Annotated in this window: 26 protein-coding genes and 1 other annotated feature; of the genes, 22 read left to right on the forward strand and 4 right to left on the reverse strand. The window is 38.5% G+C overall.

What is annotated here, in order from left to right:
* From AB1F57_RS04555 to AB1F57_RS04580, 6 genes are all read left to right on the forward strand, one after another.
* On the forward strand, positions 1-1,272 hold the full coding sequence (locus tag AB1F57_RS04555; RefSeq protein WP_167785666.1) for a glycosyltransferase family 2 protein: 1,272 nt from the start codon (positions 1-3) through the stop codon (positions 1,270-1,272).
* Positions 1,269-3,020, forward strand: coding sequence for a rhamnan synthesis F family protein (locus AB1F57_RS04560; RefSeq protein ID WP_167785665.1), 1,752 nt, complete (start codon positions 1,269-1,271; stop codon positions 3,018-3,020). The genes AB1F57_RS04555 and AB1F57_RS04560 overlap by 4 nt, the downstream gene beginning before the upstream one ends.
* The gene (locus tag AB1F57_RS04565) at positions 3,004-5,358 is read left to right on the forward strand and encodes an LTA synthase family protein (protein WP_367986161.1); all 2,355 of its coding nucleotides are present in this window, start codon (positions 3,004-3,006) and stop codon (positions 5,356-5,358) included. The genes AB1F57_RS04560 and AB1F57_RS04565 overlap by 17 nt, the downstream gene beginning before the upstream one ends.
* Positions 5,359-5,360: 2 nt before the next feature.
* A complete protein-coding gene (locus AB1F57_RS04570) occupies positions 5,361-6,284 on the forward strand; it encodes a glycosyltransferase family 2 protein (RefSeq protein WP_167785663.1) in 924 nt (307 codons plus the stop codon).
* 57 nt (positions 6,285-6,341) lie between these two features.
* Positions 6,342-8,342 carry a hypothetical protein gene (locus AB1F57_RS04575; protein WP_167785662.1) on the forward strand — a complete coding sequence of 667 codons (2,001 nt, stop codon included), beginning with the start codon at positions 6,342-6,344 and terminating at the stop codon, positions 8,340-8,342.
* 156 nt (positions 8,343-8,498) lie between these two features.
* Entirely contained in the window at positions 8,499-9,008 is a 510-nt protein-coding gene (locus tag AB1F57_RS04580) for an EbsA family protein (RefSeq protein WP_167785661.1), read from the forward strand.
* Here AB1F57_RS04580 and AB1F57_RS04585 read toward each other — a convergent pair.
* Positions 8,976-9,170, reverse strand: coding sequence for a ferredoxin (locus AB1F57_RS04585; protein WP_105110914.1), 195 nt, complete (start codon positions 9,168-9,170; stop codon positions 8,976-8,978). The two genes, AB1F57_RS04580 and AB1F57_RS04585, sit on opposite strands and share 33 nt — an antisense overlap.
* Before the next feature lie 48 nt (positions 9,171-9,218).
* On the opposite strand from AB1F57_RS04585, the gene AB1F57_RS04590 reads away from it, so the two are divergent.
* The 7 genes from AB1F57_RS04590 (at position 9,219) to AB1F57_RS04620 (ending at position 14,322) form a co-directional block, all read left to right on the forward strand.
* Positions 9,219-9,749, forward strand: a complete 531-nt coding sequence (locus AB1F57_RS04590; protein WP_105138224.1) for an SAG1386/EF1546 family surface-associated protein — start codon at positions 9,219-9,221, stop codon at positions 9,747-9,749.
* Between the two features lie 8 nt (positions 9,750-9,757).
* Positions 9,758-10,435 (forward strand): (d)CMP kinase, encoded by a 678-nt coding sequence (gene cmk / locus AB1F57_RS04595; protein ID WP_125265821.1) that lies wholly within the window; start codon positions 9,758-9,760, stop codon positions 10,433-10,435.
* A gap of 26 nt (positions 10,436-10,461) precedes the next feature.
* Positions 10,462-10,590, forward strand: a sequence feature (ribosomal protein L20 leader region).
* 25 nt (positions 10,591-10,615) lie between these two features.
* The gene (infC, locus tag AB1F57_RS04600) at positions 10,616-11,137 is read left to right on the forward strand and encodes a translation initiation factor IF-3 (RefSeq protein ID WP_161943039.1); all 522 of its coding nucleotides are present in this window, start codon (positions 10,616-10,618) and stop codon (positions 11,135-11,137) included.
* 27 nt (positions 11,138-11,164) lie between these two features.
* Entirely contained in the window at positions 11,165-11,365 is a 201-nt protein-coding gene (rpmI, locus tag AB1F57_RS04605; protein ID WP_024375714.1) for a 50S ribosomal protein L35, read from the forward strand.
* Positions 11,366-11,417: 52 nt separating this feature from the next.
* A complete protein-coding gene (rplT, locus tag AB1F57_RS04610) occupies positions 11,418-11,777 on the forward strand; it encodes a 50S ribosomal protein L20 (protein ID WP_105110910.1) in 360 nt (119 codons plus the stop codon).
* Between the two features lie 522 nt (positions 11,778-12,299).
* Positions 12,300-12,974, forward strand: coding sequence for a response regulator transcription factor (locus tag AB1F57_RS04615; protein WP_105138222.1), 675 nt, complete (start codon positions 12,300-12,302; stop codon positions 12,972-12,974).
* Positions 12,964-14,322 (forward strand): sensor histidine kinase, encoded by a 1,359-nt coding sequence (locus tag AB1F57_RS04620; RefSeq protein WP_367986164.1) that lies wholly within the window; start codon positions 12,964-12,966, stop codon positions 14,320-14,322. Before AB1F57_RS04615 ends, AB1F57_RS04620 begins: the two co-directional genes overlap by 11 nt.
* 61 nt (positions 14,323-14,383) lie before the next feature.
* Here AB1F57_RS04620 and rpsT read toward each other — a convergent pair whose 3' ends face one another.
* Positions 14,384-14,632, reverse strand: a complete 249-nt coding sequence (rpsT, locus tag AB1F57_RS04625; protein WP_170239180.1) for a 30S ribosomal protein S20 — start codon at positions 14,630-14,632, stop codon at positions 14,384-14,386.
* Between the two features lie 58 nt (positions 14,633-14,690).
* The gene (gene coaA, locus AB1F57_RS04630; protein ID WP_105122582.1) at positions 14,691-15,611 is read right to left on the reverse strand and encodes a type I pantothenate kinase; all 921 of its coding nucleotides are present in this window, start codon (positions 15,609-15,611) and stop codon (positions 14,691-14,693) included.
* A 108-nt stretch (positions 15,612-15,719) separates the two neighbouring features.
* On the opposite strand from coaA, the gene AB1F57_RS04635 reads away from it, so the two are divergent.
* The 9 genes from AB1F57_RS04635 (at position 15,720) to AB1F57_RS04675 (ending at position 24,096) form a co-directional block, all read left to right on the forward strand.
* Positions 15,720-16,310, forward strand: coding sequence for a class I SAM-dependent methyltransferase (locus AB1F57_RS04635; protein ID WP_105138219.1), 591 nt, complete (start codon positions 15,720-15,722; stop codon positions 16,308-16,310).
* Positions 16,307-17,584 carry a pyrimidine-nucleoside phosphorylase gene (locus AB1F57_RS04640; protein ID WP_367986165.1) on the forward strand — a complete coding sequence of 426 codons (1,278 nt, stop codon included), beginning with the start codon at positions 16,307-16,309 and terminating at the stop codon, positions 17,582-17,584. Before AB1F57_RS04635 ends, AB1F57_RS04640 begins: the two co-directional genes overlap by 4 nt.
* 16 nt (positions 17,585-17,600) lie before the next feature.
* Positions 17,601-18,263, forward strand: coding sequence for a deoxyribose-phosphate aldolase (gene deoC, locus AB1F57_RS04645; RefSeq protein ID WP_167785655.1), 663 nt, complete (start codon positions 17,601-17,603; stop codon positions 18,261-18,263).
* Positions 18,250-18,639 (forward strand): cytidine deaminase, encoded by a 390-nt coding sequence (locus AB1F57_RS04650; RefSeq protein WP_105122586.1) that lies wholly within the window; start codon positions 18,250-18,252, stop codon positions 18,637-18,639. Before deoC ends, AB1F57_RS04650 begins: the two co-directional genes overlap by 14 nt.
* Positions 18,640-18,717: 78 nt before the next feature.
* Positions 18,718-19,788, forward strand: coding sequence for a BMP family protein (locus AB1F57_RS04655; protein WP_367986166.1), 1,071 nt, complete (start codon positions 18,718-18,720; stop codon positions 19,786-19,788).
* A 174-nt stretch (positions 19,789-19,962) separates the two neighbouring features.
* Positions 19,963-21,498, forward strand: coding sequence for an ABC transporter ATP-binding protein (locus tag AB1F57_RS04660; RefSeq protein WP_105110901.1), 1,536 nt, complete (start codon positions 19,963-19,965; stop codon positions 21,496-21,498).
* Positions 21,491-22,552, forward strand: coding sequence for an ABC transporter permease (locus AB1F57_RS04665; RefSeq protein WP_105110900.1), 1,062 nt, complete (start codon positions 21,491-21,493; stop codon positions 22,550-22,552). Before AB1F57_RS04660 ends, AB1F57_RS04665 begins: the two co-directional genes overlap by 8 nt.
* A gap of 1 nt (position 22,553) precedes the next feature.
* On the forward strand, positions 22,554-23,507 hold the full coding sequence (locus tag AB1F57_RS04670) for an ABC transporter permease (RefSeq protein WP_105122587.1): 954 nt from the start codon (positions 22,554-22,556) through the stop codon (positions 23,505-23,507).
* A gap of 55 nt (positions 23,508-23,562) precedes the next feature.
* Entirely contained in the window at positions 23,563-24,096 is a 534-nt protein-coding gene (locus tag AB1F57_RS04675; protein ID WP_105110898.1) for a dihydrofolate reductase family protein, read from the forward strand.
* Positions 24,097-24,128: 32 nt separating this feature from the next.
* Here the strand turns inward: AB1F57_RS04675 and AB1F57_RS04680 are convergent, their stop codons facing one another.
* A complete protein-coding gene (locus AB1F57_RS04680; protein WP_105110897.1) occupies positions 24,129-25,112 on the reverse strand; it encodes an L-lactate dehydrogenase in 984 nt (327 codons plus the stop codon).
* Between the last annotated feature and the right edge of the window lie 18 nt (positions 25,113-25,130).

Genomic DNA, 25,130 nt, shown 5'->3' on the forward strand with positions numbered 1-25,130 from the left:
ATGATTAATTCATTGGTTTCGGTTGTAGTGACCTGTTACAACCATGAAAAATATATTGAACAATGTTTAGAGAGCATCTTTAATCAGACTTACACTAATATTGAATTGTTTGTTTTTAACGATGGCTCCTTAGATAATTCGGGCAGTATAATTGAGTGTACTTTGATGAGAAGTCCATTCTCAAACACCAAGTTTATTCAGCAAGAGAATATCGGTTTAGTAGCTACACGAAATAAGGCTTTTGAGTATATTTCTGGAGATTATTTTCTATTCGTTGATAGTGATAACTTTTTAGAACAAAATTATATCTATGAAATGCTTAATGTTGCTCAGGTTCATAGTTCAGAAATTGTATATCCCAAGGTTATTGATGCAGAAACTAAAAAATTGATTCTTGATGCAAGAGACTTTAATTTGGAGCAATTGTATATTGAAAATTATATAGAGTCTTGCTCATTAGTTAGGAACCATAATAATAAAAATATAAAATATGACTATTATTTAAACTATAAAAAATTAGAAGATTATGACTTTTTTTTGAATCTAATAGTCAATAATAATTATACTGCTCACCCCTGCAAAACCACACATTTGAATTATCGTGTTCTTGAAAATTCAATGAGTAATAGAAATGACTTAAGATACTACTATGAAGTATACTCATATATTCTTAGTAAGTATTATTTGGCAAATCCTGAATTTGCAAAAAATGCTATGAGAGTCAATTATCTACGATTGTTTGATTTAGTATCGGGTGGTATGCGAACCAATTTAATTACAATCTATTTTGACAATGGTGAAGGTTTTTTAGAAATTGACAAAGAACAGTATCCATTGAATGGGCAGGAAATTCCAATTAAAATTAATCCACAAACGAAGCGGATTAGAATAGATTTAACAGAGATTCCCTCTGATTATGAGTTAGTGCAACTAAAAAATAACGCAACTGGAGAAATCATAGAACCAGAATCAACGAATGGTTTTCGTAAAGGAGATGGATTTATTTTTCCTTTATGTGACCCTCAGATAGTATATAATTTGGAGTTTTATAACCAAAAAGATTTAACTTTGAAATATATAATGCATACAGATCAAAACAGATTACCTGATAGAGTTTACAAATATATAAAAGAATTACAAATTGCGAATGATGATCTGCATAAATTGAACAGTAGATTAACGACCATTGAACAACAATATTTGTTAATGTTAAATTCACGTCGTTGGACTATTACGACTAAAATAATCAACTTCTTTAGGAGAAAGCAATGAATCGTCTATTATTGTATGTTCATTATAATAAGTATAATAAACTAAGTTCACATGTAATTTACCAATTACAAAAATTGGCCCCTTTATTTTCAACTATTTTTTTCATTTCTAATAGTCAACTTTCAGCAAACGAATTAGATTATTTGGAAACGGAGGGCTTAATAACTAATTATCTACAACGAGAAAATATTGGATTTGATTTCTTAGCATGGCGTGAAGGCATGTTTAAAATTGGTTTTGATGAGTTAAAAAGATATGACTCGGTGACATTGATGAACGACACATGTTTTGGTCCACTTTGGGATATGGAATCAGTTTATCAGTCTTTTGAAAATCAAAAAATGATTGATTTCTGGGGAATGACCAATCATAGAGCTACAAAAAGATTCAAAGAGCATTTGCAAAGTTATTTCATCAGTTTTAAGCAACGAGTTGTACAATCAGAGGAGTTTTATCAATTTTGGTCCAGAGTTATTGATTATTCAAATGTTCAGGACGTAATTGAACAGTATGAAACTCAAATAACGACGCATTTTCTTAACGCAGGTTATCATTATAGTTCAGTTTTTAATACAGTTAACGTCGATACCACAGGTATGTTACACCCGGATTTCTCATACTATAATCCAACAGCGATTATTAGGAATAAGGTTCCATTCATTAAGGTTAAAACAATTGATGCTAACCAACATATTGCGCATTATTTCTTACAGGAATTAGAGAAAACTTCAAATTATCCGCTTGAATTAATCATATCTCATATGTCGAATATTCATACTCCTGATTTAAACTATTTATTGGCAAGGAAGTATGTTCGTTCAATTATTCAACCATTTTCAATTACAAAAAAAGTCGCCGTGCATCTTCATGTTTTCTATGTGGATTTGTTGCAGGAGTTTTTGACAGCCTTTACATATTTCGCTTTCGATTACGACCTCTTTATCACCACTGATCGAAAAGAGAAAGTGGTGGAGATAGAGAAAATATTGGTGGAAAATAGTAGATCATCTGAGATTGTGGTGACTGGTAATATCGGTCGCGATGTTCTGCCTATGTTGAAGTTAAAAGAAGTCTTACAGGGTTATGATTATGTTGGTCATTTCCACACCAAAAAGTCTAAGGAAGCAGATTTTTGGGCAGGAGAATCCTGGAGGAAAGAATTGATTGAAATGCTAGTTATCCCTGCTAATACAATACTTGCCAATATGGTAGCGAATGATGATGTAGGTTTGGTTATTGCTGATATACCAACCTTCTTCCGTTTTAACAAGATAGTTGATGCGTATAATGAAAATAAGATTGCTCCAGTTATGAATGAATTGTGGAAAAAAATGGGAATGACTAAACCGATTGATTTTAACTCAATGCATACATTTGTTATGTCCTATGGAACCTTTGTGTGGTTCAAGTACGATGCATTAAAACCACTGTTTGACCTCAATTTGACGGACGCGGATGTGCCCGCAGAGCCGTTGCCACAGAACTCAGTCTTACATGCAATAGAACGTCTCTTGGTATATATTGCTTGGAATCAACAATATGATTTTCGAATTTCTAAAAATCCAACTGATTTGACGGCATTTATTGATAATAAATTACTTAATTTACGTGGAGATGCACTCCCACATACATATGTTAATTTCGATCATTTGGGTGGTATTAAGGGAGCAATTAAATATATCTTTGTTGGACCTTTGAAAGCGATTAAGTATATTTTAAAGAGGATTCAAAATGACTTGGCAAAATAAAAAGTTATTTATTCTAACAATCTTGTTTTTGTTGGTTGGCTCATTCTCTCATTTCCTATATTTGACCGATGCTAATAAATATATAGTTTATATTTCAACTTTCTTTTTAGTGATTTCATACTTTATCTTCACTGAACTCAATCGAGTGAATTATTGGATTGTTGGAAATACAATTTTATCGTTCATTCTCTTTCAAATAGTAGTGTATTCAGTTGAATATGCGATTAATGTCAACAATAAAGATTTCAATATTTTTGAATTTTCACAATTCAAAGAAATACAAGTTTTGCAATTCATTCCGCTATTGATTTGTATATGGTTGCTATATTTCGTTAAGTTTACTAAGAATTTAACCTATTCCTTCTCATTTGAACTTTTAAAGCAAGAAAGATTTATCTCACGTTTATTGTCTGTTATTATATGCTCAGTAGATTTATTGAGAATGCAGAATGGTAATCATTATTTAAAATTCTTGTTATATTATGTTCTTATTTATGTTTTCGTATCGTTCTTTGAATTCGCAATTCGTGATTTATTAAATAAAAAAACGAGTCTGTATAGTATTTTTTTGTTAAACATTTTCTTTGCTTACTTAACAAATACTTTTCTACAAACAACAATTTCCAATAAAGATGTTTTTTTACCTAATGAATCTTATCGTTTTTTCATTTTTTTATTCCAATTTACAATCTTTTTTTTCATTTTTTCAATTTTATCTATTTTGATTTTTAACTTACTAAAACAGATTTACGTTTGTACTGCGATTTCTTTTATTATTTTGTTTTCAAATACTTTGAAATATGAATCAAGATTTGAACCGATTCTACCGAGTGATTTGGTTTGGTTGAAAGAATGGAATACACTTATTAAATTTATTACCCCGGATATATTGTTGTTAACAATTATTCTGATAGTCATTTTTATTGGTAGTTATTTGCTAATCTCAAAAAGAGTAATTTTAGTAAAACAAAATGTAGGAGTAGTTATTAGGTCAGTTTTAGTATTATTTTTTTCCGCTCCGTTTATTATAATATTTTTTACAGCTCAACAAAGTACAGATGGTAAGCCAATTTTGAATATTCCAATTGTGTCAACAATACATTCAGAATACGATACAGATTGGATGGGGAATTCTGTTAATGCTAGCTTGAAGTCTCTTTCATATGTTTGGATTAAACAAGTTGTTACACCTGTGATGGTTAAACCAGTAAATTATAACAAGAAAACCATTGATGATATTGTATCTAAATATAAAAAAATTGCTGAAGAGATAAATAAAGATAGAAGTGAAGATATTCGGGAGCAGACTGTAATTTTTTTATTAAGTGAAAGTTTTTTCAATTTAAAAAGGATACCAGGTACCGAATTAACTAAAGAACCAATACCTCAAATTTCTTTACTTATGGACGAATTTACTAGTGGCACTATGAGTTCGGATGGATATGGTGGTGGAACAGCGAATATGGAATTTCAGGCATTGACTGGTTTACCGATGTACAATATGTCAGACAGTATTTCAACAATTTATACTGAAGTTGCAAGTTCAATGAGGTACTTACCGTCCATTAGTAATTTTTATCTTGAAAAGAATAAAATAGTAATACATTTAGAGTCTGGATCAAATTATTCAAGACAATCGATATATAATAAATTTGGGTATGATAAGTTTATTGGAACATCCAATGCTGATGAAATTATTGTGGATTATCAAAAAGAAGGATTGTATCCAAGTGATAAGAGTACTTATGATTTAGTTTTGGAGAATTTGAATAATAGTCCTCAGTTCTTTTCGGTGATTACTATGCAAAACCATATGCCTTGGTCACTAGGACATCCTGAAGATTTAATAGCGAAAAATAAATTCTTTTCTGATGAAGAAAATGAAATATTAACTAGTTATGCTAGATTACTAAATGTTACCGATGGTGCAACTAAAGATTTTTTGGATAAGCTATCAAAAGTTAATAAGAAAATTTCTGTTGTATTTTATGGAGATCACTTGCCTGGTTTATATAAGCCTGAAAATTTTGCTGAAAATCCTTTGCTTCAATATCAAACCGACTTCTTTATTTGGAGTAATTTTGACAGTAAAAAAATAGACATTGATTTAATAAATTCTAGTGACTTTTCTGCTACTTTGTTCACTTCCACGAATTCAAAGGTCTCACCTTATTTTGCATTATTGACAAAGATTATGGAGATTAAAGTTGAGAGTTCAATGTTTTCTAGTTTAGAGGCAGAAGAAATTGAAAACGATTTAAAGTTAATTGAATACGACTTACTAAGTAAAAATGGATTTCTTAAATCAAATAGTGACTTTTTTAGATTAGGAGATTAAGTATGAAAGAAAAAATTGCAGTCTTATTACCTGCTTATAATGAAGAAATTACCATCGTAAAAGTTATCGAAGATTTTAGAAAGGCTCTACCTGAAGCTGATATCTATGTCTATGATAATAACTCTAAGGATAAAACTAATGAACTGGCTCGGCAAGCAGGTGCGATAGTACGCTTTGAACCGCGACAAGGAAAAGGAAATGTTGTTCGTTCTATGTTCAGAGAGATAGACGCGGATTATTACATTATGGCAGATGCTGATGACACGTATCCAGCTGCTGAAGTTGAGGCATTATTGCAACCACTACGAGATGGTTTGGCAGATATGACGATTGGAGATCGTCTATCTAACGGAACGTATGCTGAAGAAAACAAGCGTGGATTCCATGATTTTGGAAATAATTTGGTCCGTCTCTTGGTCAACAAACTATACAAGGGGAATTACAATGATATTATGACAGGTTATCGTGGGTTCAACCGTCTTTTCGTAAAGAATTTTCCAGTTTTATCTCCAGGATTTGAAATAGAGACTGAACTATCAATTCATTCATTAGATAAACGTTTCAAACTAGTAGAAGTTCCCATCACCTATAAAGACCGCCCGGAGGGAAGCGAGTCTAAACTTAGTACCTTTTCTGACGGCTTTAAAGTTTTAAGAATGATTTTTTATCTTTTCAAAGATTATAAACCTCTTATATTCTTTAGTTTATTGACATTATTATTTTTTATACTGGGCTTAATAGTTGGATTGCCTGTAATTGGAGAGTTTGCTAGAACAGGCATGATTGACAAATTACCATCTGCCGTATTAGCCACCGGGTTAATGATTTTATCTGCACTTTCTTTCGTTGCGGGGTTCATACTTGATACAGTTGTGCGTCAACATCGTATTCAATATGAATTGAAGGTATATGATTATTTTAAATGATCGAAATTTGCTTAATTATTAGTTTTTCATTTTCGATATAAAAATATTAGGATAGTTATGAAAAAATTTTTTGATTTAATTATTGGATACAGGTATTTTATAGGGATATTCTTTTTGATATTCGGTCTTGTTTTCGAACTGCACGGAAGTTCAATAGGAAATTGGAATAATTATGGGGTGAGTGAAACTATTTGGGGTACAAAATCTACTACAAAAAATGATTTGTCTGAAGGGGAATCCGGAATAAAAGCTATTACAAATACAGCCAATAATTGGATTAGTATTCCTCCCAAACCAGATGGAACAATAATAGGAACTCCAAGAATGATTCGGACTGATGAATGGCTTGTTCAAACACCCTTCTACCTGTCACAATCTCAAGTTGGAAATCAATTGGTCAATCCAAATTACCTAGAGTCTGGTCAAAATATGTTGATTTCATATAATGCACCTATATTTCACATTTCCGCATTAGGTAAGCCTTTTAACTGGGGATTTCTTTTTTTAGATTCGTCAAAAGGACTGTCTTGGTATTGGTGTTTTAAAATAATAGGATTGATTTTATTGAGTTTTGAAATTTCGATGATACTGACTCGAAAAAATAAACTTATTTCTTCTATTGGTAGCCTTTGGATTACATTTACACCAGCAGTTCAGTGGTGGTTCATGCAACATCTAGGTGATATACTCTTTAATTCACTATTATTAATTGTAAGCATTTATCATTTTTTTAATTCTAGTAAAATGGTTAATAAAGTATTACATGCCTTACTGATTAGCATAGGTATGATTGGCTTTGTATTTGTTATTTATCCAGCCTTTCAAGTTCCATTTGCATATGTAGTTTTGTTATTCTTTGTTGTAGAATTAACAAAGTCGATAAAAGAAAAACGATTCCAGAAAAGGGATGTTTTCATAATTTCAATTACAGTACTATTAACAAGTTTAATAATCTTTTATTGCCTAATCGAAAGTATAGATGCCATAAGACTGACGTTGAATACAGTGTATCCAGGAAGTAGAGTTTCGACTGGAGGAGAAATATCAATTTCACAGATTTCGGAATTTTTATACAACTTTATTATCCCTTTTAAAATTCCGTCTTTTAGTAATCAAGTGGAATTATCAAGTGCAATTCATTTTGCTCCGATATTACTGGTACTCATCCCATTTTATATAAAGAAAGAGAATTATAGAGACAATCTTTTTGAACTTGGATTAGTTGCCTACTTCATTTTCTTGATTTTTTATAGTATTGTAGGTATTCCAACAACTCTAGCTAAGATTACACTTTTTAGCTTTGTTACAAGTAGTAGGGCTTGGCAAGCATTGTCAATTCTTGGTGTCATGATATCTGTTTGGATAATTGGAGCAATTTGGAATCAATCAAAAAATTTTTTAGATAGAAAAAAATTTTTCGTTTATTCTGTATTATTAATTTTATTCCTTGTTCAAGTTAGTTTATTGAATCAAGATTACATTAGTTTGTCCATCTCATTCATCTTAGTATTATTTTACTTCTGTGTAGCTGTATTGATTATTAACAGAAGTCGTTTGGGATTGGGACTTTTAACGTTAGTCATTTGTTTAACTGGAATGACTGTCAACCCTGTTGTACATGGATTGGGAGTACTTGAAAATAAATCTTTATCAGTTAAGATAAAAGAAATTGTTTCTAAAGATTCGGAAGGTACGTGGATAACTGATTCTAATAATTTGTATCAATTTCCACAAATATTCGGAGCGAAGACAATTGGAGGAGTTAGGTTTTATCCAGATATTAATTTAATGAGAAAGATTGACTCTGAGAACAAATTTGAAAATTATTGGAATAGGTATGCTCATATACATTTTATTTTGATTGAAGATGAAACGTATATGGAGAATCCTGCGCCGGATAATTTGAAAATACATTTGAATGTTGACGAAATAAAAAATTTAGATGTTAAATATGTTTTAACAAATAGAGACTTAGAGGCGCAGTTTGGAAATCAGTTCAGAAAAATATATGGTCCCGATTTAGATGGAAATATTATCTTTAAAATGTATGGAACATAGTTTAACTTTTTTCAAATACCTAAAGTTAATTAATTTACTCTTTCTATTTTACTTTGTAACACAATCGCAATCTCGTTGTAATAATTTCACACAATTTAAGGATTTTCCATAGGAAAATCCTCATTTTTGTGCTAAAATAGAAAAAGGAGGTATAAAATGATCCGACTATTTGGAAAATTAAGATACCATTGGCAACCGGATTTTGCGACCTCGATGATCTATTGGTCTCTGTCCTTTGTTCCTCTCTTTCTAGGGCTATCCCTCATTTTGGAGAGAAGTCGCCAGGTATTTATCATTTTTCTCTTGCTGTTTACGACGATTGTCTTAGCGATTTTAGGCAGTCATCGGTACTTTCTCATCGAAGATGAAAATCTATATATCGCATCAGCAAATCTATTTAAGAATAAAAAAATTGACATTGCTGCCATCAGCAAGGTCAAGGTCAATTATTTATCTATCAGTATCTGTAGGAGAAATGAAGCTGAGGAGCTAACATTCTGCATGAGGAAGTGGCCTAAGAAATACTTCATCAATGCCTTAGCCCTTCATCCCAAATTTCAAGGCGAAATAGAGCTTGTCGACCATTTGGTCAAGCAGGATTATTTTGAAGTCTACTATTCAGATGAAGCGAAATCACTCCGCAAGAATAGCCTTGGTGGGGCATGATTTTGCAGCCAGGAGAGCCTGATTATCAGCTGGAATGCTTGTTTCTAAAGCCTCAGTATGGCTAAAGATAACGATACCGTCATCATCATAGTCAAACAAGGGCGAGTAGGTCTGACATAGACCACAGGCGATACATTTTTCAGGAATCAGTCTAATATTCATAGAATAATTGTAAACATAATAGGAAAAAAATACAAGGAGAAGCTATCAATGTCACAAGAACCATGGAATGATGAACTTTTTGAAGAAGAATTGGAAGAAGTTGAGGATGAGCAAGTGTCAGTAAGTCGTAGAAATCGAAAAGTAGGTATGATGGCGAGTAGTCGTTTGTTTACTATTTTAGCTTCAATCTTTGTTTTCTTCCTTTTGGCCATTATCATTTTGGCTATTTACCTATCTACAGGTGGCAGTAATACTGATTCGACAGAAGGTTTTTATAATGCTGAAAATGCCCAGGTTGCAACTTCGAGTTCATCTGAGCAAGATTCAAACGCAACTGAAACGACTGAGACTACAGAAGCAGCCACTGAGGAATCATCAACAGAGGCAAGCTCCGCTGCCGATTTGGTAGATCGTGGAGATGGTACAACCACAACTGTCCAACCTGGCGAAGGTCTTGCAAGTATTGCCAACCGAGCAGGGGTTTCTATGGCTGAGTTGGAACGTTTGAATCCAGAAAAAATGGTGGGACCTGGTGGTACTTGGTGGGCCAACCCGGGAGATGTAGTACGTATTAGATAAGAGGATTTATGAAATCAATTCAAATCGCCATCGACGGACCTGCTTCGAGCGGAAAGTCGACTGTGGCAAAAATTATTGCGAAAAATTTTGGCTATACCTATTTGGACACTGGAGCTATGTATCGTGCCGTTACACTGTTAGCTCTGGAAAATAAACTGACAGCTGACAAGGTTGACGATATTTTAGCTCTCTTGGCTCAGCATCCGATTTCATTCGGCCGTTCGGAAGACGGCCAGCAACTGGTGTTCCTCGGTCAACGGGATGTCAGTCTTGCCATTCGTGATAACGACGTGACCAACAATGTTTCTTGGGTGGCAGCATTGGCTCCTATTCGTGAAAGACTGGTCGAACTCCAGCAAGAAATTGCCCAGGCAGGTGGTATTGTCATGGATGGTCGTGATATTGGCACAGTTGTTTTGCCTCAGGCAGAGTTGAAAATTTTCCTGATTGCCTCTGTTGAAGAGCGTGCCCTTCGCCGTTTTAAGGAAAATAAGGCGCGTGGCATTGAGACGGATTTGGAAACCTTGAAAGAGGAGATTGCGGCCCGTGACTTGAAAGATAGTACACGAGCAGTTTCACCACTCAAAGCAGCAGAAGATGCCATTACCTTTGATACAACTGGTGTTTCTATTGAAGGTGTTGTGCAATTTATTTCAGAAAAAGCGAAAGAAATCCTTGACAAGTAGTGTAGGACATGATAGAATGGTCGTATTGAGAAAAGCAGAAGTGAGAGCTTCTCGCCTTGCGACTAACGTTGTCTGGCCCTACGGATTAAGATTTCTTCGGAAAGAATAATGGTGTAGTGCGGACTTGTGTAGCAAGTCCGTTTCGTTTTTCTCGAAAAAAATAAAATGAGGTGAAAAGCCATAGCAAAGCAAGATTTGTTCATCAATGATGAAATTCGAGTGCGTGAAGTTCGTCTTATCGGTCTTGAGGGTGAACAGTTGGGAATCAAACCGCTCAATGAGGCTCAGGCCATCGCTGATCAGGCAAATGTGGATTTAGTATTGATTCAACCGCAAGCTAAACCGCCAGTTGCTAAAATTATGGACTACGGTAAGTTCAAATTTGAGTATCAGAAGAAACAGAAAGAACAACGCAAGAAACAAAGTGTTGTCACTGTCAAAGAAGTGCGTCTAAGTCCAGTTATTGACAAAGGGGATTTCGAGACGAAACTTCGTAATGCCCGTAAATTCCTTGAAAAAGGAAATAAGGTCAAGGTTTCGATCCGTTTCAAGGGTCGTATGATTACCCACAAAGAAGTTGGCGCGAAAGTATTAGCTGAGTTCGCCGAAGCAACCCAAGATATTGCCATTATCGAACAACGCGCTAAGATGGACGGTCGTCAAATGTTTATGCAGTTGGCCCCAGCTTCAGATAAAAAATAAGCTTTTTACGCTAAAAGGAGAATTAAAATGCCAAAACAAAAAACTCACCGCGCATCAGCTAAACGTTTTAAACGTACAGGTTCTGGTGGATTGAAACGCTTCCGCGCTTATACTTCACACCGTTTCCACGGTAAAACTAAAAAACAACGTCGTCACCTTCGTAAAGCAGGTATGGTACATGCTGGTGACTTTAAGCGTATCAAGTCAATGCTTACACAAATGCGCTAATATAGCATCAGTATTGCATAATTACTATTTGAATTATTTGGAGGAAAATTAAATGGCACGTGTTAAAGGTGGCGTTGTTTCTCGTAAACGCCGTAAACGTATTTTAAAATTAGCTAAAGGTTACTACGGTGCTAAGCACCTCTTGTTCCGCACTGCGAAAGAACAAGTAATGAACTCTTACTACTATGCATACCGTGACCGCCGTCAGAAAAAACGTGATTTCCGTAAATTGTGGATCACTCGTATCAACGCGGCAGCTCGTATGAACGGTTTATCATACTCACAATTGATGCACGGTTTGAAATTGGCTGAAATCGAAGTGAACCGTAAAATGCTTGCAGATATCGCAGTAAACGATGCAGCAGGTTTCACAGCTCTTGCAGACGCTGCAAAAGCAAAACTTGGTAAGTAATTATCAGGAGGCTTCCTTTTGGAAGTCTTTTTGTGTTTTAGTTTCTTTTAAGTTACATCGTTTATACTAGAGAGGTCAAGCTAGGAGTATAAGAACCTGCCTTCACAGCTCAGAACCTGAGCTAAGGATATTTTTCTGCCACTCATTGGTAGAACCTACAGTCACAGGTTAAATTCTCACCTTAGTTCTGATTTTAGCCCACTCGTCGTTAGAAATTTTTGTAATACTAGAGTATTGTAAAAATTTCTGCCTAGATTGCTACAAAAATCAGAGCAAATCTGAAAACTTCCCCTTTGCGACTATAGGTTCTAGTTTTTCTCGAAATACAGTCGGTATTCCATCTCAAACGGCCTTGATTAGCAAGAAGCTATCCCTTATCGAAATGTATCGCACTTGTGACTACAGGTTCTAACATCTATTCGTGCACCTGCTGTATTTAATAGTAGGAATTGTTGCTAGTTTGCTTTTTCTAAATAGAAATATGAATGTGAAGATGTTATAATGAGTAAAAAGGAGACAGATATGATTAAAATATTGCTTGTTGAAGACGATGTAAGCCTATCTAATTCGGTGTTCGACTTTCTAGATGATTTTGCTGATGTTATGCAGGTTTTTGATGGCGATGAGGGCCTCTATGAGGCAGAATCAGGTGTCTATGATCTGATTCTCTTGGACCTGATGTTGCCAGAGAAGGATGGATTTCAGGTCTTAAAAGAAATCCGCGAAAAAGGAATTTCTACTCCGGTCCTGATTATGACGGCTAAAGAAAGCTTGGATGATAAGGGCCACGGTTTTGAATTGGGGGCGGATGATTACCTGACCAAGCCATTTTATCTAGAGGAGTTGAAGATGCGTATTCAGGCGCTTTTGAAGCGAGCTGGTAAATTCAATGATAATCAGCTAGAATTTGGCAATGTAACTGTTGATTTGTCTACTAATATGACCTATGTGGACGGCAGTGAAATTGAGTTCCTAGGAAAAGAATTTGATTTACTGGTTTATTTCTTGCAAAACCAGAACGTTATTCTTCCTAAAACTCAAATTTTTGATCGTATTTGGGGCTTTGACAGCGATACGACCATCTCAGTAGTAGAGGTCTATGTTTCAAAAGTCCGAAAGAAATTAAAGGGAACGGTTTTCGCAGACCGTTTACAGACCTTAAGAAGTGTAGGGTATATTTTGAAAAATGATCAATAAGATGAGAAAGCTCACCAAGTCGGACAATTTTTCCTACTTTATCCGCTATTTTGCCGTATTTACGCTGATTTTCATATCCATGACAGCCATTATTTTTCAACTGATGCGGTCTACCATGTATCGTAGTACAGATATCAAGTTTGACAAAATCAAGCAAGATCCTGACTTGGTTTTGAATTTTGCGGCAGCTAGGATGCTGAATCCAGATTCGGAAATTATTCTTCAGGACCAGAGCAATCAAGGTAATGCGAGTGCAAATACTCTCCCAGATGATACTGATGGTGGTCCCGGTGAGCCCATTCGTTTGGGAACCAATTTCCATGTACTCTTGTATAATTCTGTGGGTGAGCTAGTCAATTCTGATGTCTTCAGTGGTTTGTCTGAATTGGCTTTTGATAAGGAAAGTTTGAAAAATGTAAAGGAAGTCAGCGTCGAAGGGCCATTTGGTGATGATGATTTCCGTTATACCACCCTGGAGTTGCCGAGTGAGGTAACGGAAAAATATTCGTCGCTAGACTTGAAATACGCGACTATCTGTGTCAATGTCAGTCAGATTAAAATGTCTATTCAGACCTATGAGCGAACAGTGGCAATTGTCATGGTCTCCTTCTGGTTTATTTCGCTGTTTGCCAGTCTTTATTTAGCTCAACTCAGTATGCGGCCAATTTTGTTAAGCTATCAAAAGCAGAAGGATTTTGTGGAGAATGCTAGTCATGAGCTCAGGACACCACTGACTGTCCTACAGAATCGCCTAGAGGGGCTCTTCCGTCATCCCAATGCGACCATCATTGAATCTAGTGAAAGCATTGCCTCCAGTCTTGATGAAGTGCGGAACATGCGGATTTTAACCAGTAATTTGCTGAATCTGGCTCGGCGAGATGATGGTTTCCAGATTGTGATGGATGATTTGGATCCACAATATCTCGAGGAAATCTTTGACAATTTTAACATTATCGCTGAAGAGAGTGGCAAGGATTTACTTGTTACGAATCATATTAAGCAGCCTATTCGGACAGATAAGGCCCTGTTAAAACAACTCCTGACCATTATTTTTGATAATGCCTTGAAATATACAGGAGACGATGGACAAATTAGCATTCAGGCAATAGTAAAGGATAAATTTGCGTACTTTACAGTCGCGGACAATGGAATAGGAATTAGTCAGGATGATAAGACCAAGGTCTTCGATCGTTTTTATCGGGTAGATAAGGCTAGAACGCGACAAAAAGGTGGTTTTGGACTCGGCTTGTCCTTGGCTAAACAAATTAGTGATTCCTTGAAGGGGGAAATTTCAATTCGTGATAACCAGCCAACAGGAACTATTTTTGAAATCAAGATACCGAGATAGGATTGGCAGCGCCAGTCCTATTTTTAAAATAAAAAAAGAAGTCTTGACGACTTCGATTTTATTACGCAAGTTTTGCTGCAAGACGTGCTTTGTCGCGGCTTGCTTTGTTTTTGTGAATCAAACCTTTAGTTTCTGCCTTATCGATTGCTGAGCTAGCAGCGCGGTAAAGCTCTTCAGATGGGTTAGCTTCAAATGCTTTGATTGCAGTACGCATAGCTGATTTTTGTGCTGAGTTTTTAGCGTTTTGTTTAACGTTCAATTCAGCGCGTTTGATAGCTGACTTAATGTTTGCCAATGGTTTCACCTCCACCCTTTCTTGTACTAACCATACCATTATATCTGAAAAGACTGGTTTTGACAAGTGTTATTTATTTTTTTAGATAAATTTTATCAATTTCATGGTTTTCAGCCTTGTGCAAGATAATATCCGCCCGATTGCGCGTCGGTTCGATGTATTTTTCGAGGTTGGCAAGGTTGATATTTTTCCAAGTATTTTGAGCGACTGCGATGATTTCTGGATAGGAGAGCCGGGTGTAGCGATGGTAGTAGTTGCTAGAGTCATTTTTTGCAAGCTTCAGCAATTTTTGGAAGCGTTCTAAGTACCAGGTTTCGATATTCTCCACCTCGGCATCCACATAGATAGACACATCAAAATAATCGCTGACATAGAGTCGCTGGTTTTGAGGGTTCTGGAAGACATTGATTCCCTCGACAATTAGAAAATCAGGGACCTGAATTTTTTGACTTTTATCAGGGACAATATCGTAGGTTTCGTGAGAATAGACAGGAATTTCACAATTGATGCCATTTTTGATATTGTCTAAGAATCCAATCAGTTTTTCCATATCATAAGACTCAGGAAAGCCTTTTTTGTCCAATAGATTCATTTCCTCTAGGGTAGCATTGGGGTAAAGAAAACCGTCGGTGGTAACCAGTTCTACAGTTGAATGCTTGAAAGTACGGGCAATCAAAATCTGGAGCAAGCGACTGGTAGTGGATTTACCAACAGCAACACTTCCGGAAATACCGATGATAAATGGTTGAGACTTAATGGATTTCTGGAGGAAGAGACTCTTTGTAAAGGTTAAATCTTTTCTGGCCTTGCGATAGATGTGAATGAGGTTGACCAAGGGGAGGTAGACGTCTGATACCTCATGAAGTTGGATCTTATCATTGAAACTTTTGATGGAATTGAGTTCACTCTGAGTCAAGGGGATGGTGGTTTTACGGTGAAGTTGCTGCCAGGTGGAGCGATCGATTTCTTCAAAATTTAAAAATTCATGTTTCATTTTTTGTTTTCCATATCTAGTAATTATTTCTTGTTATTTATTTTAACATATCTTTTCAGGTAAGTAAAACCTCTTGAAAACGTTTTTAGGAAATGTTATAATAAAGATATGTCAGAGATGTATTACGAAAAAAATCCCAGTACAGCACATGATATTCATGAACTCCGTGTCCGTTTATTAGATACCCACATGACATTCTTGACAGATGCAGGTGTATTTAGTAAGAAAATGGTTGATTATGGAAGTCAGGTGCTTTTACAATCCCTAGAATTAGAAACTGGGAAGACCCTCTTGGATGTTGGCTGTGGCTATGGTCCACTTGGATTAACCTTGGCAAAGGTCTTTAATGTTGATGTGACCTTGATTGATATCAATAGCAGAGCGCTTGAGTTGGCTGAAAAAAATGCTGAGAAAAACGGTGTTCCAGCAACTATCTTCCAGTCCAATATCTATGAAAATGTCAGCGGAAATTTTGATTATATTATCTCCAATCCACCTATCCGTGCTGGCAAGGCGGTGGTGCACGAAGTCATTTCAGGTGCCCATGCATACTTAGTGGACGGTGGAACCTTGACCATTGTGATCCAAAAGAAACAGGGCGCACCAAGTGCCAAGACCAAGATGGAAGAAGTGTTTGGTAATTGTCAAATAAAGAAAAAGGATAAGGGATATTATATTTTAGAAAGTGTGAAAGAATGAGAGCAGTTGATTTAATTCAGAAAAAACGAGATGGTTTGGAATTGTCTTCTGAGGAAATTAAATGGTTGATTGAGGGCTACGTGGCTGGAACAGTGCCTGACTACCAAATGTCAGCCCTGGCGATGGCCATTTACTTTAAAGGCATGTCAACGCGAGAGATTTCTGATTTAACTATGAATATGGTGGCATCAGGTGACCAGATTGACTTATCTGCTATTCCTGGTATCAAGGTAGACAAGCACTCGACTGGTGGTGTGGGTGACAAAGTAACCTTGATTTTAGCTCCTTTGGTAGCTAGTTTTGAAGTGCCAGTTGCCAAGATGAGCGGACGCGGTTTGGGTCACACAGGTGGCACTCTGGACAAATTGGAGTCCATTAAAGGGTATCAGATTGAGGTGACTCAGGAAGACTTTATCAAGCAGGTTCAGGAGACGGGAGTTGCGGTTATTGGCCAATCAGATAATTTGGTCAAGGCTGATAAGTTGCTCTATGCTCTGCGCGATGTGACAGCGACGGTGGACATTATTCCCCTGATTGCAAGCTCGGTTATGTCTAAGAAGATTGCGGCTGGTGCAGATGCCATTCTCCTAGATGTCACGGTGGGCGAAGGTGCCTTCATGAAGACAGTAGAAGAGGCGCGTGTGCTGGCTCAGACCATGGTGGACCTTGGTAAGGCTGTCGGACGTAAGACTGTTGCAGTTTTGACAAATATGTCTCAGCCGGTAGGAACCAGCATTGGTAATCGCCTGGAAATCCTTGAGGCCTTGGAAATTTTACAAGGCAAGGGTAGGGAAGACGTGACAGAGTTTATCTGTGAATTGGCTCAAATCATGTTGGGACTTGCTGGTGTTGAAAAGACGGTTGCGGAAGTTCGTCAGCATATTGAAAATGGAGCTGCCCTTAAGAAATTTGAGGAAATGGTTCAGGCTCAAGGAGGCGATTTAGAAGACCTCTACCGACCGGCAGATGTTTCCCACAAGGTGGACGTATTGGCAGAGCGAGATGGCTATATTGTTGGTTTGCCAGCTCTAGAATTTGGTCTATTTGCCATGAAACTAGGAGCAGGTCGAGCGGTAAAAACAGATGAACTGGACTATGAGACTGGTATTGTTTTCCACAAAAAAGTGGGGGACGCAGTCGAAAAAGGTCAGCCGATTGCAACCATCTATGCAAATGAAAATATTTCGGAAAATATGCTTACAAATTTCCAAAAAAATGTTAAAATAGATGATGTAAGTGTAAATACGAAGGAAATCATTGAAATCATTTCCTAATGTACGGAGAAAACTTATGAAATTAAATAAATATATCGACCATACCATTTTGAAACCTGAATCAACTGAGCAACAGGTTGCAAAGATTATCGAAGAGGCAAAAGAATACGACTTTGCTAGCGTCTGTGTTAATCCAACTTGGGTTGCCTACGCTGCAAAGGGGTTAGCTGGAACGGAGGTCAAGGTTTGTACAGTGATTGGTTTTCCTCTGGGAGCTAACACGCCAGCTGTCAAGGCTTTTGAGACCAAGGATGCGATTGCAAATGGTGCAGACGAGATTGATATGGTCATCAATATTGGTGCCCTCAAATCTCAGAACTATGCCCTAGTATTGGAAGATATACAGGCGGTTGTGGAAGCCAGTGGTGATAAATTGGTCAAAGTCATTATCGAAACCTGTCTTTTGACCGATGAGGAAAAGGTAAAGGCTTGTCAATTGTCTCAAGAGGCCGGTGCTGATTTTGTTAAGACTTCTACTGGATTTTCTACAGGTGGTGCGACGGTGGTTGATGTTGCCTTGATGCGCAAAACAGTAGGACCAGATATGGGTGTCAAAGCATCTGGTGGTGCGCGTACCTATGAGGACGCCCTTGCCTTTATCGAAGCTGGTGCAACCCGTATTGGTGCATCTTCAGGTGTAGCGATTATGAATGGAGCTGTAGCAGATGGCGACTACTGAGTTGATAAAATTATCTGAGGAAGTGAGTAAGAAAGCCTACGTTCCCTATTCTCATTTTCCAATTGGCGCTGTCTTGGTTGCCAAGGATGGGCAAGTCTTTACAGGTGTTAACATTGAAAACGCCAGCTTTGGCTTGACCAACTGTGGCGAACGAACAGCTATTTTCAAAGCTGTTTCAGAGGGCGTCTTGGATTTTTCTGAGTTGATTGTTTATGGTCAGACAGAGAAACCAGTTTCACCATGTGGTGCTTGTCGCCAGGTCATGGCTGAATTTTTTGATAAGGATTTAAAGGTGACACTTGTTGCCAAAGATCTATCGACAGTCGAGATGACAGTCGGGGAATTACTTCCATATTCTTTTACAGACCTAAACTAGTCTGTAAGGCAGTCGTTAGACTGTAGTATTATCACCGCAACGAAAGTTGCAAAAAGAATTTTTTAGGAGGGTTCAGAAATGAACAAGAAACTTGTCGGATTTGGTCTAGCTACTGTTGCAGCTCTTACATTGGCTGCCTGTGGAAGCCGTACTGCAAACAAAGAAGCAGCATCAACAGACTCATCAGAAATATCAGTTAAGCCAATGATCGTAACAGACATCGGTGGTGTTGATGACCGTTCATTTAACCAGTCAGCTTGGGAAGGTTTGACTGCTTGGGGTGACGAAAATGGTTTGTCAAAAGGTAGCGGCTATGACTACATTCAATCACAAAGTGAATCAGATTACGTAACAAACCTTGACTCAGCTGTTGCTGGTGGCTACAACCTTGTATTCGGTATTGGTTTCGCCTTGGAAACTGCGATTGCTGAAGTAGCTCCAAATAACCCAGAAACTCACTTTGTAATCGTTGACTCAGTTGTTCCAGATCAAGAGAACGTAGTCAGCGTTGGATTTGCAGACCACCAAGCTTCTTACTTGGCAGGTGTTGCAGCTGCTAAATCTACTAAAACAAACCACGTTGGTTTCATCGGTGGTATGGAAGGTGTCGTTATCGACCGCTTTGAAGCTGGTTTCGTAGCTGGTGCTAAGTCTGTAAACCCAGACATCAAAATCACAATCGATTATGCAGGTTCATTCGGTGATGCTGCTAAAGGTCAAACAATCGCTGCTGCTCAATATGCTGCAGGTGCAGACATTATCTTCCACGCATCTGGTGGTACTGGTAATGGTGTATTTGCTGCTGCTAAAGCTGAAAACGAAACTCGTGATGAGGCAGATAAAGTTTGGGTAATCGGTGTTGACCGTGACCAATCTGCTGAAGGTGTTTACACTTCTAAAGACGGTAAAGAATCTAACTTCGTATTGGCATCAACCATCAAAGAAGTTGGTACTTCAGTTAAAGACATCACTGAAAAAGCAGTTAAAGGTGAATTCCCTGGTGGTACAGTTGTTCAATTCTCACTTGCTGACAAAGGTGTAGAATTGGCTGAAACAAACCTTTCTGAAGATGCTTCTAAAGCTGTCGCAGACGCTAAACAAGCAATCTTGGATGGTAAAGTTGAAGTTCCAGAAACACCAGAAAAATAAGCTGAATAACAGTTATTTTTCCGAAGTGGCGGCCTATCGGTCGCCCTTTTCGGAGCTGAGATTTTTCTCAGTAAAGCCTATCAAATGGTGGTAGGTTTTACTGACAAAAATGGTACAATAGTTATGTGAAAACGATTTTTCGTTTAGCGATTGTAGTCAGAAAGGAAATAGATTATGACTAAGGATTATGTCATTGAGATGCGTGAAATCACCAAAATTTTTGGTGAGTTTGTTGCGAATGACCACATTAATTTGAATGTCAGACGTGGTGAAATCCATGCCCTGCTCGGTGAGAATGGTGCCGGTAAATCAACATTGATGAACATGCTGGCTGGTCTCTTGGAACCGACTAGCGGTGAAATTGTTATCAATGGTCAACCAGTTAACATTGATTCACCTTCTAGGGCAGCCCACTTGGGTATCGGGATGGTTCACCAGCACTTTATGTTGGTGGATGCCTTTACAGTTGCGGAAAATATTATCCTCGGCAGCGAGACAACCAAGGGCGGTGTGATTGACCTCAAGAAGGCTATTGTTGAGATTAAAGAGCTTTCCCAGAAATATGGTTTGGAAGTTGACCCAACTGCCAAGGTTGCGGATATTTCGGTCGGTGCCCAACAGCGTGTTGAAATCTTGAAAACTCTCTATCGCGGAGCTGACTTGCTCATTTTCGACGAACCTACGGCTGTTTTGACTCCTGCGGAAATTGCAGAGCTCTTGAAGATTATGAAGACCCTGGTTTCTGAAGGCAAATCCATCATCTTGATTACCCATAAGCTGGATGAGATTCGTGCGGTTGCTGATACGGTTACGGTTATCCGGCGTGGTAAATCAATCGAGACAGTTCCTGTCGGGGATGCAACCAACCAAGACTTGGCTGAGTGGATGGTAGGCCGTTCTGTTTCCTTTAAAACAGAGAAAATTCCTGCCAATCCAAAAGAAGTCATTTTGTCTATTAAGGATCTGGTTGTTAATGAGAACCGTGGAATTCCAGCTGTTAAGGGCTTGAATTTGGAAGTCCGTGCTGGCGAAGTCGTCGGTATCGCAGGTATCGATGGAAATGGTCAGAGTGAGCTCATTCAGGCCATTACAGGTCTCCGGAAGGTCAAATCTGGTTCTATCAAGATTAAGGGTGAAGAAGTGGTTGGTAAGACCCCTCGTAAGATTACAGAGATGCAGGTCAGCCACGTACCAGAAGACCGTCACCGTGATGGTTTGGTCCTTCCAATGACGGTAGCCGAAAATATTTCTCTACAGACCTACTATAAAGAACCCGTTTCTAAGAATGGTATTTTGAACTACAACGTTATCAATGAAAAAGCCCGTCAATTGATGCAAGAATTCGATGTTCGCGGTGCCAGTGAATTGGTTCCTGCCAAGGCACTTTCTGGTGGTAACCAGCAGAAAGCTATTATCGCTCGTGAAGTGGACCGTAATCCTGATCTCTTGATTGTTAGCCAACCGACCCGTGGTTTGGACGTTGGTGCCATTGAATACATCCGTAAGCGTCTCATTGCCGAGCGTGATAAAGGGAAAGCTGTTTTGGTTGTCAGCTTTGAATTGGATGAAATCTTGGATGTTTCAGACCGTATTGCAGTTATCCATGATGGTGTCATCCATGGTATCGTTGACCCTGCTAAGACCAACAAGCAAGAGCTCGGTGTGTTGATGGCAGGTGGTCACATTGAGAAAGGAGAAGAACATGCTTAAGAAATATCAAAATCTGATCCTTCCTTTACTTGCTGTTGTGAGCGGTCTTGTATTGGGATCAATTGTCATGTTGATTTTTGGCTATGACCCAATCTGGGGCTATGAGGAATTGTTCTACTCAGCCTTCGGTACTATCAAGTCTGTCGGTGAAATTTTCCGTGCTATGGCACCGCTGATTTTCACTGCCCTTGGTTTTGCGGTGGCGAGTCGTGCTGGTTTCTTCAACGTCGGTTTGTCAGGTCAAGCTTATGTAGGCTGGATTTTTGCAGGCTGGTTTGCCTTGGCTAATCCAGATTTACCTCGTCCAGTCTTGATTTTGGCAACGGTAATCATTGCTATGTTAGCTGGTGGTATTGCTGGAGCCATTCCTGGTGTTCTCCGTGCCTATCTGGGAACCAGTGAGGTCATCGTGACCATCATGATGAACTACATCTTACTCTATTCTGGGAACTACATTATCCGTGATATTTTCTCAGATGATTTAATGAAAAATACGGACTCGTCTATCAACGTTTCGGCCAATGCTTCCTATCAAACAGAGTGGTTGCGGGCTTTGACAGACAATTCGCGTATGAATATCGGTATCTTCTTTGCCATTATCGCTGTTATTGTTATCTGGTTCCTCTTGACCAAGACGACACTTGGTTTTGAAATCCGTTCGGTTGGTATCAACCCGACAGCGTCTGATTATGCAGGTATGTCGGCAAAACGGACTATCATCTTGTCTATGATTATTTCAGGTGCACTTGCTGGCCTAGGTGGAGCTATCCAAGGTTTGGGTACCTTCCAGAATGTCTATATTCAAAGTGGTAACCTGGATATTGGTTTCAACGGTATGTCTGTTGCTCTTCTAGCAACTAACTCACCGCTTGGTATTCCATTTGCGGCCTTCCTCTTCGGTGCCCTATCTGTAGGTGCTCCAGGTATGGTTCGTGCTCAGATTCCACCAGAATTGATAAACGTTGTAACAGCATCTATCATCTTCTTCATCGGTGTGAAATTTATCTTTGAGCAGTTACTCAACTCAAAAAAGAAAGCGAAAGGGGTAAAATAAGATGAACTTGACTATTTTAACGCTACTCATTTCGCAAATGCTGATTTATTCAGCGCCATTGATTTTCACCAGTCTAGGTGGTGTGTTCTCTGAGCGTGGTGGTATTGTCAACGTCGGTCTGGAAGGGATCATGGTTATTGGTGCCTTTGCTGGAGTTGTCTTCAATATTGAATTTGCTGAGACCTTTGGTAAAGCTACCCCACTATTAGCAGTGATTGTTGGTGGCTTGGCTGGAGTTGTCTTTGCAGCAATCCATGCCATGGCGACCATTAACTTCCGCGCGGACCACGTCGTGTCAGGTACGGTACTCAACCTCTTAGCACCAGCTCTCGGTGTCTTCCTGGTTAAGGTTATTTACAATAAAGGTCAGACAGATAGTATTCGTCAATCATTTGGTAAATTCTCTTTCCCAGTGTTGGCAGATATTCCGGTCTTGGGGGACCTCTTCTTCAAGAACACCAGTTTGATGGGCTACGTCGCGATTGCAACAGCCTTCCTATCTTGGTTTGTCCTGTATAAAACGAAATTCGGTTTGCGTCTCCGTTCAGTTGGTGAGCACCCACAAGCGGCTGATACACTGGGTATTAACGTTTATGCTATGCGTTACGCGGGTGTATTGATTGCCGGTTTCCTTGGCGGTGTTGGAGGAGCAGTAAGTGCTCAATCGGTAAACATCAACTTTTCAGCGACAACCATCGTTGGTTCAGGTTTCATTGCCTTGGCCGCTGTTATCTTTGGTAAATGGAATCCGCTTGGTGCTATGTTAGCCAGTCTCTTCTTTGGTTTGTCACAAAGTTTGGCGGTTATAGGTAGCCAGTTGCCAGGCTTGAAAGATATTCCGACCGTTTACCTGCAAATTGCACCTTACTTGATTACCGTTATTGCCCTGTCTGCCTTCTTCGGTAAAGCTGTGGCACCAAAAGCCGACGGTATCAACTATATCAAATCAAAATAGCTATACAAAGAACCCTCAGTATTTGTTGAGGGTTCTGCCTTTTGAAAGGAGATTTATGCGTCGGTTAGTATTAAATATTGCCATGAGTTTAGACGGCTACATCGCCAGAACGGATGGTTCTTACGATTGGATACAAGGGCATGGAACAACTGATTATGATACGAGTCTGCAGTTTGATAATGAAGCTTTTTTCAAATCGTGTGATACGGTTATCATGGGCAGAAAATCACTAGAAGATTGTCCTCTGGAAATGATTGCGGGATATGAGGAGAAGGAGTTTATCATTGCTAGTCGCCATCAACAGCCCAGCTATGACAATGTCCGCTTTGTTTCAAATATTGTTGATGTAATCAAAAAGTTGAAAGGAGAAGATGGTTCAGATATCTGGTTGTTTGGTGGAGCTCAACTCGTTCAAATTTGTCTTAAGGAAAGATTGATTGATCATTTTATTATCGGGATTATACCAACTATTTTAGGAAATGGCATTCGTCTCTTTGATTTTTTAGCAGAAGAGCAGACATTGACTTTGGTCGAATCAACTGTGACAGATGGCATCGCCATGCTCCGCTATGATGTGCGAGATAAATAAAAGATGAGCTAAATCAACTCATCTTTTTTATCTTAGTTTTTGATTGCAGCTGCGATTTCAGGGTTAGCAAATGCGTCGTCCATGATATCTTTCAATTGTTTTGCAGAAGCTTGCATTTTTTGCAATTCAGCTTCGTTCAATGGGATGTTTACTGGACGAACGATACCATGTGCGCCGATGATAGCTGGTTGACCGATGAAGACATCTTCAACACCTTCGTATTGACCAGCTTGGTAAACTGACAATGGAAGTACAGCATTTTCATCATCAAAGATTGCTTTAGTGATACGGGCAAGGGCAACACCGATACCGTAGTAAGTAGCACCTTTTTTGTTGATGATTGAGTAAGCAGCATCACGAACGGATACAAACAAGTCAACAAGACCTTGCTCATCGATATCGCGGTTGTCTTGCAACCAGTCGTACAATTTCACACCAGCAACGTTAGCGTGTGACCATACAGCGAACTCAGAGTCACCGTGCTCACCCATGATGTAGGCATGGACGGAACGAGCATCGATACCAATCTTGTCAGCCAAGGCTTGACGGAAACGAGCTGAGTCAAGTGAAGTACCTGAACCGATAACGCGCTCTTTAGGGAAGCCTGAGAATTTCCAAGTTGAGTAAGTCAAGATATCAACTGGGTTAGCAGCGACGAGGAAGATACCGTCGAAACCAGACTTAACGATTTCAGAAACGATTTGTTGGTTGATACGGAGGTTTTTCTCTACCAATTCAAGGCGAGTTTCACCTGGTTTTTGTGGCAAACCTGCTGTCAATACAACAAGGTCAGCATCGTGAGCATCAGAGTACTCAGCAGAATAAATTTTCTTTGGTGAAGTGAAGGCCAAAGCGTGGCTCAAATCTTCCGCGTCACCTTGTGTACGGTCCTTATTGATATCAATGATACCCAATTCTTGACCAATACCTTGGTTGACAAGGGCATAAGCATAAGCTGAACCTACGGCACCATCACCGACAAGGATCACTTTTTTGTGTTGTTTAGTTGCAGTCATCTTCTAAACATCTCCTTA

The organism is Streptococcus nasisuis, assembly GCF_040836615.1.
Lineage (GTDB): Bacteria > Bacillota > Bacilli > Lactobacillales > Streptococcaceae > Streptococcus > Streptococcus suis_V.

Coding starts and splice junctions, on each gene's coding strand:
- AB1F57_RS04555 (WP_167785666.1), top strand. CDS start 1: ATGATTAATTCATTGGTTTCGGTTGTAGTGACCTGTTACAACCATGAA.
- AB1F57_RS04560 (WP_167785665.1), top strand. CDS start 1,269: ATGAATCGTCTATTATTGTATGTTCATTATAATAAGTATAATAAACTA.
- AB1F57_RS04565 (WP_367986161.1), top strand. CDS start 3,004: ATGACTTGGCAAAATAAAAAGTTATTTATTCTAACAATCTTGTTTTTG.
- AB1F57_RS04570 (WP_167785663.1), top strand. CDS start 5,361: ATGAAAGAAAAAATTGCAGTCTTATTACCTGCTTATAATGAAGAAATT.
- AB1F57_RS04575 (WP_167785662.1), top strand. CDS start 6,342: ATGAAAAAATTTTTTGATTTAATTATTGGATACAGGTATTTTATAGGG.
- AB1F57_RS04580 (WP_167785661.1), top strand. CDS start 8,499: ATGATCCGACTATTTGGAAAATTAAGATACCATTGGCAACCGGATTTT.
- AB1F57_RS04585 (WP_105110914.1), bottom strand. CDS start 9,170: ATGAATATTAGACTGATTCCTGAAAAATGTATCGCCTGTGGTCTATGT.
- AB1F57_RS04590 (WP_105138224.1), top strand. CDS start 9,219: ATGTCACAAGAACCATGGAATGATGAACTTTTTGAAGAAGAATTGGAA.
- cmk (WP_125265821.1), top strand. CDS start 9,758: ATGAAATCAATTCAAATCGCCATCGACGGACCTGCTTCGAGCGGAAAG.
- rpmI (WP_024375714.1), top strand. CDS start 11,165: ATGCCAAAACAAAAAACTCACCGCGCATCAGCTAAACGTTTTAAACGT.
- rplT (WP_105110910.1), top strand. CDS start 11,418: ATGGCACGTGTTAAAGGTGGCGTTGTTTCTCGTAAACGCCGTAAACGT.
- AB1F57_RS04615 (WP_105138222.1), top strand. CDS start 12,300: ATGATTAAAATATTGCTTGTTGAAGACGATGTAAGCCTATCTAATTCG.
- AB1F57_RS04620 (WP_367986164.1), top strand. CDS start 12,964: ATGATCAATAAGATGAGAAAGCTCACCAAGTCGGACAATTTTTCCTAC.
- coaA (WP_105122582.1), bottom strand. CDS start 15,611: ATGAAACATGAATTTTTAAATTTTGAAGAAATCGATCGCTCCACCTGG.
- AB1F57_RS04635 (WP_105138219.1), top strand. CDS start 15,720: ATGTCAGAGATGTATTACGAAAAAAATCCCAGTACAGCACATGATATT.
- AB1F57_RS04640 (WP_367986165.1), top strand. CDS start 16,307: ATGAGAGCAGTTGATTTAATTCAGAAAAAACGAGATGGTTTGGAATTG.
- deoC (WP_167785655.1), top strand. CDS start 17,601: ATGAAATTAAATAAATATATCGACCATACCATTTTGAAACCTGAATCA.
- AB1F57_RS04650 (WP_105122586.1), top strand. CDS start 18,250: ATGGCGACTACTGAGTTGATAAAATTATCTGAGGAAGTGAGTAAGAAA.
- AB1F57_RS04655 (WP_367986166.1), top strand. CDS start 18,718: ATGAACAAGAAACTTGTCGGATTTGGTCTAGCTACTGTTGCAGCTCTT.
- AB1F57_RS04660 (WP_105110901.1), top strand. CDS start 19,963: ATGACTAAGGATTATGTCATTGAGATGCGTGAAATCACCAAAATTTTT.
- AB1F57_RS04665 (WP_105110900.1), top strand. CDS start 21,491: ATGCTTAAGAAATATCAAAATCTGATCCTTCCTTTACTTGCTGTTGTG.
- AB1F57_RS04670 (WP_105122587.1), top strand. CDS start 22,554: ATGAACTTGACTATTTTAACGCTACTCATTTCGCAAATGCTGATTTAT.
- AB1F57_RS04675 (WP_105110898.1), top strand. CDS start 23,563: ATGCGTCGGTTAGTATTAAATATTGCCATGAGTTTAGACGGCTACATC.
- AB1F57_RS04680 (WP_105110897.1), bottom strand. CDS start 25,112: ATGACTGCAACTAAACAACACAAAAAAGTGATCCTTGTCGGTGATGGT.